The sequence below is a fragment of the Halobacillus sp. Marseille-Q1614 genome, assembly GCF_902809865.1.
Taxonomy (GTDB): domain Bacteria; phylum Bacillota; class Bacilli; order Bacillales; family Halobacillaceae; genus Halobacillus_A.
In genome coordinates this window covers 910652-922998 of the sequence record NZ_CADDWH010000001.1, presented here as the reverse complement: position 1 = coordinate 922998, position 12347 = coordinate 910652, and the positions used below count along the sequence as shown (strand labels likewise).

General features: G+C 42.1%; 12 protein-coding genes. All 12 read right to left on the bottom strand.

The genetic code is table 11. The annotated features are described in order from the left end of the window. Positions 1-518: 518 nt before the first annotated feature. Positions 519-1367, bottom strand: a complete 849-nt coding sequence (locus HUS26_RS04490; RefSeq protein ID WP_173916013.1) for a site-2 protease family protein — start codon at positions 1365-1367, stop codon at positions 519-521. Then, on the bottom strand, positions 1354-2082 hold the full coding sequence (locus HUS26_RS04485; protein WP_173916012.1) for a M23 family metallopeptidase: 729 nt from the start codon (positions 2080-2082) through the stop codon (positions 1354-1356). The genes HUS26_RS04490 and HUS26_RS04485 overlap by 14 nt, the downstream gene beginning before the upstream one ends. A gap of 129 nt (positions 2083-2211) precedes the next feature. After that, positions 2212-3009 (bottom strand): septum site-determining protein MinD, encoded by a 798-nt coding sequence (minD, locus tag HUS26_RS04480; RefSeq protein ID WP_173916011.1) that lies wholly within the window; start codon positions 3007-3009, stop codon positions 2212-2214. Then, the gene (gene minC, locus HUS26_RS04475) at positions 3002-3694 is read right to left on the bottom strand and encodes a septum site-determining protein MinC (protein WP_173916010.1); all 693 of its coding nucleotides are present in this window, start codon (positions 3692-3694) and stop codon (positions 3002-3004) included. The genes minD and minC overlap by 8 nt, the downstream gene beginning before the upstream one ends. Before the next feature lie 40 nt (positions 3695-3734). After that, positions 3735-4262 (bottom strand): rod shape-determining protein MreD, encoded by a 528-nt coding sequence (mreD, locus tag HUS26_RS04470; protein WP_173916009.1) that lies wholly within the window; start codon positions 4260-4262, stop codon positions 3735-3737. Beyond that, a complete protein-coding gene (gene mreC, locus HUS26_RS04465; RefSeq protein ID WP_173916008.1) occupies positions 4259-5137 on the bottom strand; it encodes a rod shape-determining protein MreC in 879 nt (292 codons plus the stop codon). Before mreC ends, mreD begins: the two co-directional genes overlap by 4 nt. An 11-nt stretch (positions 5138-5148) precedes the next feature. Next, on the bottom strand, positions 5149-6189 hold the full coding sequence (locus HUS26_RS04460; protein ID WP_173916007.1) for a rod shape-determining protein: 1041 nt from the start codon (positions 6187-6189) through the stop codon (positions 5149-5151). A 157-nt stretch (positions 6190-6346) separates the two neighbouring features. Further along, entirely contained in the window at positions 6347-7018 is a 672-nt protein-coding gene (gene radC, locus HUS26_RS04455) for a DNA repair protein RadC (protein ID WP_173918741.1), read from the bottom strand. 186 nt (positions 7019-7204) lie between these two features. Continuing rightward, complete coding sequence (locus tag HUS26_RS04450; protein ID WP_173916006.1) at positions 7205-8044, bottom strand: hypothetical protein; 840 nt, start codon at positions 8042-8044, stop codon at positions 7205-7207. Positions 8045-8387: 343 nt separating this feature from the next. Further along, entirely contained in the window at positions 8388-9137 is a 750-nt protein-coding gene (locus tag HUS26_RS04445; RefSeq protein WP_173916005.1) for an A24 family peptidase, read from the bottom strand. A 79-nt stretch (positions 9138-9216) separates the two neighbouring features. Beyond that, positions 9217-10950 (bottom strand): sensor domain-containing diguanylate cyclase, encoded by a 1734-nt coding sequence (locus HUS26_RS04440; RefSeq protein WP_173916004.1) that lies wholly within the window; start codon positions 10948-10950, stop codon positions 9217-9219. A gap of 73 nt (positions 10951-11023) precedes the next feature. Continuing rightward, complete coding sequence (locus HUS26_RS04435) at positions 11024-12304, bottom strand: folylpolyglutamate synthase/dihydrofolate synthase family protein (RefSeq protein ID WP_173916003.1); 1281 nt, start codon at positions 12302-12304, stop codon at positions 11024-11026. Positions 12305-12347: the final 43 nt, after the last annotated feature.

Genomic DNA, 12347 nt, shown 5'->3' with positions numbered 1-12347 from the left:
TGTTACCACAGATCAAAACAAGTTGTCAACATATAGTAGACTTTGTCTAACGTCTAATACCCTTCAAGCTCAGACTGTTATTAAAAAACAGTCCGATGAAAATCTTACTAGAAAATCATGCGGTATGCAATGGAAAATAAATAGAACTTTACCACGGTTCCCTGCTTGCAGATGGCGGACTGTTAAAATATGAAGGAGGCGGACTTTCATCTAATTATAATAAGTGAAATGGAGGGGGATCTTTTTCGATAAAGCACTAGTAAATACCGTATGACTCCTGCCTAAAACGGGTGCGAAGAGGTTCTAATTAGAAAGAGGAAGTTCGATGAAGTTCGGCACCTCGTGCGCCAACATCGAACGACCCCACATCGTGTGGGGACACGGAAAGCGAAACGATATTTGCTCGCACGTTAACTAAACCCATTGCTCTTTAAATTGAGAATCAGAGCTCAACTCCCTCTAAATGTATAGTTAAAGAAATAAAATAGAGCTGTCAAGCCTTTCTCGACAGCTCAAAATTACTGTACAACTTCATACAGCCGTGCGTGTGGCTGTTTTTCTCTTAAGAAAATATTCAGGCATTCCTGATCATCCACCACTCTTAGCTCCTGCCTTCCTTTTAATACATAAATATGGTGACGGTTGGTGCGAATCCTCCTGACCACCTCCATGACCGACATGTGGGGGGGAACTGAAAAATATTTAACTTTCATCTTACTGACATCCCTCTCGAGGCAATGGATCACATATCTCATAAAAACATACATCTGCCGCCGCCATTCAAGAACATTCTCAAGGATTAGAAACCCTGTAAGCATAGTACCTGCTAATGTCATCTGCTCGGTGAAAATCATCCATAAAAAGCAGGACGTTAAGGAGAATATAGAAATCAATAAAGCCAGCTTCAAACTGCTTTTAAAGCTCATCACAGGAGTTAAAGTATAAAATAATAGCTTTCCGCCATCGAGCGGCCAAATCGGAAGTAAATTTAAAAGTAATATCAGTCCATTGTAATAAATAGCTGTGGAAATTAAAGGGTGAGGGCCGGCCAAGGTGACGATAAGCTGAAGAAAGACAAAAATCCATACGTTCTGGAATGGACCTGCCAGTGTGACGTGTACCTGCTCCCTCATTGGTTTAGTTGTATGCTCCTCGCTGACAACAGCTCCTCCCAGCAGCCAGAACTCGATATGAGACACCCTCCATTTATAATGCCGGGCCGTAAAATAATGGCCTAATTCATGAATGGCTACGATACTAAATAAAATAATGAATTCATAAATAGCACCCGTTAGAAGGGCTGAGACAGCCAGCAGAAAAAACAATGGATGAATATGAATGGAAGGCTGGATTTTAAGACCCTTCATCAACTTTAATCACTTCTACAGGATCTAAATACTGCTTGTCTTTTTCAATCGCAAAGAACACTTCTTTACTTTCACTCAGGCTCCCTAGCGTTTCGTTCGCATCTACGTGCTCATATAAATGAACATCAATAGAAGATAAATAACCATAAATAGTGTTGGTCCCATCTTCATGCTGAACGATAATTGTTTTTTCGGTTTCATTATCATTTCCGGCAAAAATAACAGTACCCTGTTTGACAGATTTCACTTGGTTTCCCTCGTCGGCACTCATGATAATCCCCCGGCCATGATTCTCAAATGGTTCTGTTACAGTTCCATTTACAGGAAGGGCTAAGGGAACGTTCGCTGGGTCTTTTGAATCCACTAACTGGAGAGGATCCCCAAATTTATTACTATACCAAGCAGTGACACTCGCAAAAGGAAATTCCTCTTGTAATTGAGAACTTACCCAGGCACGCGGCTTCTCGGCAAAAGAAGCCTCTGACCTTTCACTCACAAATACCCCCGCTAATAGAAGGGCAGCGGCGACAGCTTGTACACGCCAGACGGGAGTTTTATTACTCGAAGGACTTCTGTATTCTTTAAACGCCTGCAGCTCGTCCGCCTGTTCTCTTCTTCCATAAGACTGAGGGCTTTTCGTTTTATGGGGAGCTGTGATTTTCCTTCTTTTACGGTCGGCAATATTCTTTCGTACGTGATGAATGTTCTTCTTCAAAGTACCCCTTCTCTCTTCTGCCTTTTTAATAAATCTATGGGGCATGTCCCCTAAATATGATAAAGAGGCAGAAGCATACAAAAAAGACTCTTAGATCAGCACGATTGGCTTCTCCAAGAGTCTTCCCCATTATACACGCATTCCGAAAAAGCGTTTCACTTTTGTTAATAAGCCTGGGTCTTCCTCCAAATTAAGCAGAGGAACAGATTCTCCCAGAATCCTTCGGGCAATGTTACGGTATGCCAGAGACGCTTTAGTATCAGGCTTAAGAGCTACAGGCTCTCCTTTATTAGAGCCTTTAATCACTGCATCATCGTCCGTTACGATGCCGAGCAGATCGATGGATAGAATATTGACAATCTCATCTACATCGAGCATCTCTCCATTTTTCATCATATGAGTTCTAATTCGATTAATAATAAGTTTTGGTGCTTCCATGTCTTCCTGTTCAAGCAGGCCGATAATTCGATCCGCATCTCGGACACTGGATTTCTCAGGGGTAGTAACGACAATCGCTTTATCTGCGCCTGCTACTGCATTTTTGTATCCCTGCTCAATTCCTGCCGGACAGTCAATGACTACATAATCATAGTCCTGCTTCAGCTCTTCAATAATATTCTTTACAGCTTCAGGAGTAACCGAACTTTTATCTGATGTTTGAGCCGCCGGGAGCAGGTGCAGGCAGTCGAATCGTTTATCCGTAATTAAAGCTTGCTTTGTTTTACAGCGTTCCTCCACGACATCGACAATGTCATAAATGATCCGGTTTTCAAGTCCCATGATGACGTCCAGGTTTCTTAAACCGATATCAGTATCCACTAGACAAACCTTTTTATTTTGAAGTGCTAATGCAGTTCCAAGATTTGCGGTCGTTGTCGTTTTACCAACACCGCCCTTGCCCGAGGTAATGACAATCGCCTCACCCATTAAGCATTCTCCTTTCAAAGCTGACCAAGTCAGGCTTTCTTTTCACAACTTCCTGCAATGGGACTACACGAATTTTATTCTCTGTCTCATCTATGCAGCCGCATTCGATATATACACCTTCTTCATTATCTTCCGGTGCGCGTGACAGATGATCGGCTATCCGAAGCTGGTTCGGTTTCATATAAGAAGCCGCGATCACGGCTTCTGTATCTCCATTGATCCCTGCATGAGCGACACCGCGCAAATGTCCAAGTATAAAAATATTGCCTGTCGCTGTAACTTTCCCGCCCGGGTTTACATCGCCGATCAGCAGCAGGTCACCTTTTACTTCTACCACCTGGCCTGAGCGGACCGTTCGAACAAGCGGGGTAACATCTGTATTTTCCTTCCATTCTAACGCGTGGGCTTTTGTTATCACATTTGATTCAATGCGCTCTACCACTAATTTTTGCTTTTCACGGACAATTTCCCTTAGCTGTTCCTGCTGATCAACGGTTAAGAAACGATTTCCAAGTTGAATCGTTACCCGGATCATCGGCTCTTCCGCTTCTTCCCCGCCGCTTACGGATAACTTCTCCTCCAGCTCCTTAAGGATCGCCTGATAGGAGCACTGATCATTTAACCGTAGAGTTAACCCGTCTCTAGTTCCTTTAATTGTCACTATTTGCTGAGTATTAACTGACACAAACTCTCACCTCTAACCTTGCCCATGAATTAGTGTAATGTTAAGCATTCTCTAAAAAGATTCCCCATCGCTCCACTCGATTTTTTAACAATGGATATAAGATAACAAAAAAGATGACATTTGCAAGTATAGTTGGAAGCAGCCGTAATATAACGTAATTGCCTCCACTCATTTCCGTTATTTGAACAAAGGAATAAATGATATACAGGATCGTATCTGCTAACGCTACGCCGGCAATCGCCAACAGCAGCGAAGCGATAAAATTAGCATGAAATAGCTTTTGCAGACCATGGATCACGTAAGCAGTAAATCCGTAAGTCACCATATATACGCCAAGAACTCCCGTATAGACCACATCGATCAGGAGCCCGAACAGGATGCCGTACCATACACAATGATAGGTGTTATCTTTATCAAAAAATATCGCAATCAGCAGTAGCATGCAGAGCATCCAGTGGGGCGTGACGAGCAATTCCGAATAGACGATTTGAGAAGGCAGCAGGCTCATCGCCATGCCTTGAAGAGCTAATAAGATGATTAAACTCATTGAGATTAGAAAACGAATCATTGCTCTTCGCCTTCCTCACTGTCCGTATTCACTGTGTCCATTTCCCGGTCTACAACCATCACATGATTGATATCAAATAAATCGGCAAAAGGTTCTACATAAGCTGTCTTTGTTAAACCAGAACGGTCATTTTCCACTTTATCTACTGTACCAATCCGAAGATCGCTTGGAAACACTCCGCCAAGACCGGCCGAAATAACAACATCGCCTTCTTTAAGTTCTTCATCAAGATTAATTCCTTCAAGAAGCAGACGGCCGCTTTCACTGTCATAACCTTCGATTAAGCCAAATACATTATCCTCCCCTTCTCTTACAATATAGGAAGAGATTTTGTTCGACTCATCAAAACCGCTGAGCAGCTGTACATTTGAGTGAAAGGCGCCGGCTGACTGAACTTTTCCTACCATCCCATCACTCGTGATGACAGCCATATCCTTTTGGACCCCATGCTCTTCACCTCGGTTGATCGTCATCTGCTCAAACCACCGGTCAGAGCTTCGAGCAATGACGGTACCATGTATTGGAGTGTATTCTCTCATCGATTCTGCTTTATCTAACGTGGCTCTCAGCTCCCTATTATCTTTCTCGAGCTGCTGATTTTCCTGAATAAGCCCTTTATACTCGTCTAAACGATTCTTTAAAACTTCATTCTGTTCATATACATTCAGCATATTCTGTATATTTTGGTAAGTATTATCAACTATCTGGACGGGAGCATGGAAAATCGTTTGCACCCACCCTATGGAATCCTGTAAGAACTTTTCTGGAACCGAAAGTGAATCCCGGTCTCTCATAGAAAAACCGATAAGTGCCGCTAATATGATAAAACCGATTAAAACGATCATTAGTCCTCTTCTGCGAAACATTGATGGCATACGAAGACTCCTTAATCCGTATTAGGACGGGCGGCCACATTAGGCTGAGACCGAAAATGCTGAATGTATTCCAAAGATTTACCGGTTCCAATCGCGACACAGTCCAGTGGTTCATCGGCAATAAACACTGGCATGTTAGTTTCTTCACTAATCACTCGATCAATATTTTTCAGCAGGGCTCCGCCGCCGGTTAAAACGATCCCACGCTCCATGATGTCTGCAGCCAGCTCTGGCGGTGTCTTCTCAAGCGTATTTTTCACCGTTTCGATGATAGAATCTACTGTATCTTTTAAAGCCCGCACGATTTCTTCTGAATTAATCGTAATCGTTTTAGGAAGTCCGCTGAGCAGATCACGCCCGCGAATCTCCATTTCTTCTTTATCTTCAATGGCCCCTGCTCCGCCGATTTCCATTTTGATATCTTCTGCGGTACGTTCGCCAATCATGAGATTATACTTCTTGCGCACGTGCTGGATGATCGCATCATCCATTTCGTCACCCGCTACTCTAATAGATTGACTGGTTACGATTCCACCCAGTGAGATAATGGCAACCTCTGTAGTTCCGCCGCCAATGTCTACGACCATGCTTCCTGTAGGCTCCCAGACAGGAAGGCCTGCACCGATTGCCGCTGCAAATGGCTCGGCAATTGGGAAAGCTTCTTTAGCCCCCGCCTGTTTCGTTGCATCAATAACGGCACGTTCCTCTACCATTGTGATACCCGAAGGCACACACACCATCACATTAGGCTTGCTGGCGAAAGAAGATCGGTTTTTTAAAGCCTGCTTAATATAATATTTCATCATCTGAGCCGTCGTATCATAATCAGCGATAACTCCATCTTTCATAGGGCGAATGACAGATATGTAGTTCGGAGTACGTCCGATCATGTTTCTTGCATCGTTACCCACTGCTTCAATTTCACCCGACTGATTATTCTTGGCGACTACGGAAGGCTCTCTTAAAATAACACCTTTATTTCTTAAAAATACTAATGTATTGGCTGTTCCCAAATCTATTCCTAAATCCTGCTGAAAACCAAATAAACCCAATAAAATCTTCCTTTCTGCCAAACACTTCAATGTACGTAACGTTCACTATTTAATATATCACGAGAAGAGCGCCATTTTATAAGAATAAACCTTATAAATGGCGCTTATTTTTATACATCTATTCAATTATACGAAAAATATTTAAAAATAGATAGTCTTACAGATACCCTTTTTCTTTAAGAGAAATAAATTTCCGATCTCCAATAACGAGGTGATCGAGAAGTTCAATTCCGATCATTTTTCCGCATTCATTTAATCTTCTTGTTACTTGTATATCTTCCTGTGAAGGTGTAGGATCCCCTGATGGATGATTATGGGCACAAATAATAGAGGCTGCCGAACGCTTAACGGCTTCTTTAAAGACCTCTCTCGGATGGACGATCGATGCGTTTAAACTTCCGATAAATATCGTCTGCCGCTGAATCACTTGATTTTTTGTATTTAAAAACAGGCAGACGAAGTGCTCCTGTTTCAATTCTCTCATTTCTTCCATAATGTACTCAGCACCATCTTCAGGACTGCGAATTACATAGCGTTCCGACGGCTTCATCTGTTGTATCCTCCGGCCAAATTCGATCGCTGCCAGCAATTGGACCGCTTTAGCTGTTCCGATTCCTTTTATAGCCGTCAGCTCTTCCAATGTTGCCCCTTTTAACAGGTCAATTCCTTCAAAATGGACGAAGATTCTTTTGGCCAGCTCTGTTACTGATTCCTGCCTTGATCCGCTTCCCAGTATGATGGCGAGCAGTTCCTGGTGCGACAGATGTGCTGGACCATATTGCATAAACCTTTCCCTGGGACGGTCTTCTTTCGGTATATCACGAATCATTAAACTGTTTGTCACTTATAACTCATCCTCTCTTTTTCCGTTACCCTTTACAGGGGTATCTTCAGTTTATAAAAAGAGAACAGTTTGTTTTAGTCAGCTTTTTTCTAATATTGCTCTCTGTTAACCTGCTAAGTTTTAATTTTAAAAAAGATAAAGCATTACTTTCAAGCTCTCAGAGTAATAAAATTACTCATTCTTCATTGAATTTAAAGCCTGAGCAAATGCTAACCAGCTTACACCGTTCTCTTCACCGGTATTCCACTCTTTTAACGCTTCTAAAAATTGCGGAGCAGGCCCATCACTCTGCTGATAGGATAGTAACAATTGTTCCCTTTCTTCTGCAGGGACAGTGTGAAGACTCTGAGCTTGTAAATGTTCAATAATTGTCTCAACCACTGCTGACTGCCCATCCATAACAGAAACCTGCCCTCCGCTTACCTCCCATTCCTTCGTATAGGTTGGGATGTTCTTAGCAGAATAGTCTTCGGCTAATCCTTTCATATCTGAAGAAAGATCTTCACTTCCTGATAAAAGAAAATACTGATCATCTTTCTTCCATATAATGGATGATATCGACTGGTCTTGAAGGTTTGACTGCCATTCCTCTGCTTTTTCTGCACTAGAAAAAACACCGCTTTGGATAACTATGGTCTGCAGACCAGGAATTTCCAAAGTTACCTGCCCTGCTTGTCCGGCAGCTGTAGCCGTTCCTTCCGGCGTCAAGGGCTGCGACAATGTGCCGCCGTCTGTTGCTGCTACAAAGATCTTTAACAAAATAAAGCCCAGCACCAAGCTGACAACCAACGCGGTGACAATAGATAGAGTCACATGCTTAATCGAGGAGGGAGCCAAGCTTTTACGAAGGGTGGAAGTTAAAGGTCTCGCCTTTTTTACATGTGTCTTTGTTTTATGGTACTCTTCTATGCTTTTTATCTGTGCAGCCGCTTGTTCTTCCTTTGCCTGAATAATTTGCTGGTTTTTTTCTTTATCTTTGTAAGAAATGATAATTTTGTTTCTTTCACCCACACCATTCACTCCTCTTCTTTTTTCCAAATCTATCACAGCTTTCTTAAAAAAGTCGTTAGTTTTTGTCAATGAGCTTCGACAATCTTTTGCTTAAATATTTTTCACGAGAAGGTTTTCAAGTTCCAACGCTCGTAGAAAGGGAAGGGAATTGCGACATTCCTGCATTAAAAATGGGCTAGAGTCCCGCAAGCCAGGTAACAAGCGAGGAGGATTGACGGTTCGTCCGCTAAGATTCATCTCAGCCTAACCTTTAGTAAATAAAATTAGTGAGGTACTTATAGTGCCCTCACTAAATCTCAATCTCTCTATATTCTTACTCACCTTTCATGCAATATATGAGTATTTATGAGAGAAAGTATAAAAGATACCACCGCGCGATGAGTTCACCATAGAAAAAAGCAGCCATACCCCCAATTGCTATAAAAGGGCCAAACGGAAATCCGCTCTTACGGTTCGCACTTGTAAACGCCATAAGAAAAACACTGAGAAAGGTCCCTAGTAATACAGCTGTCAAAAAAGTTATGAGAAGAAGGTGCGGGCCAAGTATAAAACCGACGAGTCCCAGCAGTTTCATATCACCTCCGCCCATACCTCCTCTGCTGATTATAATAATAACCGCTATGCCTCCCGAACCGAGCAGACCCCCAACCAGGCTCAACCACCAGGGATCTAACGGATAAATCAATCGAAAAAGGAAGAAAACCGTAAAAAAGAATAGAAGTACCTTATTTGGTATCACCATATACTTTAAATCGCTGACAACAATAATATGAAATAGAGCATACAGCAGAAGGACGAGCAGGAGATCTTTATGTAGACCTATAATGGAATAAGAGAAGGTAAATATTAATCCGCTGAGAAGTTCCATGACGGGGTAAAGGATGGAGATTTTTGCAGAACAGTGGCGGCATAACCCTTTTTGATGGATGAAAGACCCAATAGGGATCAGCTCGTACCAGGAAAGGGTCGAATGACATGTAGGACAATGTGACCTGTGCTGGGTAAAAAGGGTTCGCTTTGGCACTCTAAGACCGACTACGTTATAAAAAGAGCCGAGCGTTATACCGATGAGGAAGAAATAGAACATGAACATTATGGCTTCATCACTCCCATTGAATAGACGTTTAGAAAAGGAATAAATAAGGGGCATAAAAAGAGGTAACACAAGCAGCTTATCGCTCTGCTGCTTGTGTCAGTAAATCATAACTGGCGACTTTGTCCCGTCCTTGCTGTTTAGCTCCGACATACATCGCCCGATCAGCATGGCGGGTGAGCTCAAGCAAGTCATCGCAATGCTCGGGATATGAAGCGACACCCATGCTGACTGTTATAGGTATGCATTTAGGCTGAGGGTCATTTAATATATGCTTCCAGGAGGTAAAAGGTGACTGATTTATGGCAGACTTAATTTTTCCGGCCACGTGAAGAGCTTCCACGCTCGCCATCCCAGGCAGCAAAACGGCAAATTCTTCACCCCCGTACCGTGCGGCCACACCACGGTCACCAATGAGAGCTTCAATCCGTGCCCCCAGCTCACAAAGAATCTCATTACCTGTTTTATGGCCATAATAGTCATTCACAGATTTAAAGTAATCGATGTCGAGCAGTATTTGAGAAACGGGCTGTACAGCTTCCTTCTTGTTTTGTGCAAGAGTATGCAGGTAGTTTTCAAAATATCGATAGTTATAAAGGGAAGTTAATGGACAGCGCTCGCTTTCATCTTTCTTTTTTTCATAGTATCTGGCATTCTCTATCGCTACCGCTAAATAACTCCCCAAAATATTGACGATCATGTATTGGTATTTGAAAAAAGCTCTATGCTTAGAGGAATACACAGTAATGACGCCTACAATTTCATTTCTTCTATACACCGGTACAGAAAGTACACTTTCGGCGTCTTCTGGAGTCAAGTCATCAACAAGGGGCTTCCATTTCTTTCGCTGATGAAAATGCTTGCCTGTTCCTTGTCGAAGCGTGTCTTCGCTTAGACTCTCTTTTGAAGCTCCATTTAACTCACGAAGTTTGGAGTCAGAACGACGATCATAAAAGCGAATCAGCTTCAGCACCTGCTTGTCTGTCACGTCAAATACATACATATAATCGATCGGCAAAAGCATTGTCAAACGTTTGGCAAAGACATCCAATACTTCTTTCACGCTCAAACTCCCCGTTAGTTCATGGCCAATATCACCCGTTTTTTTGAGGTAATCATTTAACTGGCTGGTTTTATGATACTGCCGCAGCATGATAGATATCAGCAAGAAAGGAAAGCCAATTAAATAGACAGCAGCTGAACCTGTTTGTGAATAGACGAAATAAAGAATAAGACCGACAGGAGCAATTAATAATGTTGTTACCAGCTCCCATTTAATTCCCTGATCAAAAAGCTTTTGCTTCTTCCCATAAATATATCGGCCGATCATCAGCAGGAAAAAATGATTCGCTATAATTTGAACGAAAAGATATGTAAGAACAGGGAGAATGTCATTCCCCTCGTCTATTGCTTCACTTCCATGATCTCCGCCTAACAGGAAATAGAGAGAGGCTGAAATGATAGATATCGCAAGAAACATCAGCATATTTAAAGGGATCCGAAAGAGTTCCTTTCTGCCGATTCCAATCTTCAGTAATAAACTAAACAGCGAAATTTGAATAACTATTATTTCTACTATTAATCCAAAGTACAAAAAAGCAGCAAAACTGACGCCGTTTGTAAGAAAAACTGGATGATCTCCCATTAGCAGAGGGAAAAAAGCAACGATCGAAGCTAATATGACAAATAAAAGAATATCTGTCTTATATTCGAAAATAGAGTAAGGGGTGTTCATATAAATATAATAGATGGTAAGAGGCCAGATTGCAGCCCACATCCCATAAACGGTCAGCTTCTTCCCAACGGAGATCAATCAGGCTCTCCCCCTTCCTCCATCCCATTAGTTGAAAATTCAAACTATTTATATGATAGCATAGTCCTGCTTTTTATTCAAAATTTTTCCTTATTTCAGAAATAAAATATAAAGAACCAGAAATCACTAGGACATCTTCCTTTGACATCTTTTTTAGAATTCTTTCTACAGCTGCCTGGCAGTTACTTTCAACATACGTCGGCTCAATCGGAGACTGATCCCCCAGCTCTTTTGCAGGAAGGACTCTTGGAAAATCAAACTGAGTAACCCAGGCTTCTTTTACGACAGGCTTAAGCTGGTTAAGCATTTTCCCTGCTGGTTTGTCAGCTAATGCCGCATACAAAAGATAAATAGTTCTGCCGTTATAGTGTTGTTTTAAAGTATTCGCTAAGGCTTCTGTCCCTTCTTCATTATGAGCTCCATCTATAATCACGACCGGTTCTCTCTTTATCGTTTCAAACCTGGCCGGCCAGAACGTGGAGCCAATCCCTTCCGGGTAGAAAGTTCGCTGAATCAAGAACCCTTGATCAATTAAAAGCTCAGCCGCAGCCAGCGCTAAAGATGCATTATTTACTTGATGAAGCCCCTTAAGAGGGGAAGTCATAGAAGGAGAAACATAATCAGCCATTTGAAACTTAAATTCTTCTCCGCGGTGGGTGCTCGCAATATGCTCCGACTTAAAATGCTTCTGATACAGGAATAAAAGAGAATTATTCTGCTCGGCTTCTTTTTTGATCACAGATAAGGCTTCCGCTTGGGTAACAGCAGTTAAAACTGGCACTTCAGGCTTAATAATGCCGGCTTTTTCGAAAGCAATTTTTTCATATGTGTTTCCTAAGATCGACATATGGTCTTTTCCGATATTCGTTATAATGGATAAGATCGGAGTGATGACGTTCGTTGAATCATACCTTCCCCCAAGCCCCGTTTCTACTATTGTAAAATCTACAGCTTTATCAGCAAAATAAAGAAAGGCCATAACGGTAATCGTTTCAAACTCTGTCGGTTCCCCTATCTCAGAGCCTCTCAGCTTCTCGACGAGCGGCTTAACCTTATCTGCCAGCATGGCTAACTCATAATCCGCGATTGCTTCTCCATCAATACTCATTCGTTCATTAAATTTAACGATATAAGGAGATGTAAACGTTCCAATAGAATATCCTTGTTTCTGAAGCAGATTCCTTAGGAAAGAAACAGTGGAGCCTTTACCGTTCGTTCCTGCTACGTGGATGGCTCTCAGCTTCTTTTCTGGATGACCTAACTGTTCAAGCATCCATTGCATACGCTTTAGACCTGGTTTAATTTTGAATTTTTCTCTTGAGTGAATCCAATCTATTGCTTCTGTGTAATTCATTAGGTTCTTCCCTCACTTCATAAAAGAGGAGAGTATTCAGATG

What these genes read in the sequence shown, in the direction of transcription:
- HUS26_RS04490 (WP_173916013.1), bottom strand. Translation starts at nt 1,367, where the DNA reads ATGAAGGGTCTTAAAATCCAGCCTTCCATTCATATTCATCCATTGTTT.
- minD (WP_173916011.1), bottom strand. Translation starts at nt 3,009, where the DNA reads ATGGGTGAGGCGATTGTCATTACCTCGGGCAAGGGCGGTGTTGGTAAA.
- mreD (WP_173916009.1), bottom strand. Translation starts at nt 4,262, where the DNA reads ATGATTCGTTTTCTAATCTCAATGAGTTTAATCATCTTATTAGCTCTT.
- mreC (WP_173916008.1), bottom strand. Translation starts at nt 5,137, where the DNA reads ATGCCATCAATGTTTCGCAGAAGAGGACTAATGATCGTTTTAATCGGT.
- radC (WP_173918741.1), bottom strand. Translation starts at nt 7,018, where the DNA reads ATGATTCGTGATATACCGAAAGAAGACCGTCCCAGGGAAAGGTTTATG.
- HUS26_RS04445 (WP_173916005.1), bottom strand. Translation starts at nt 9,137, where the DNA reads ATGTTCATGTTCTATTTCTTCCTCATCGGTATAACGCTCGGCTCTTTT.
- HUS26_RS04435 (WP_173916003.1), bottom strand. Translation starts at nt 12,304, where the DNA reads ATGAATTACACAGAAGCAATAGATTGGATTCACTCAAGAGAAAAATTC.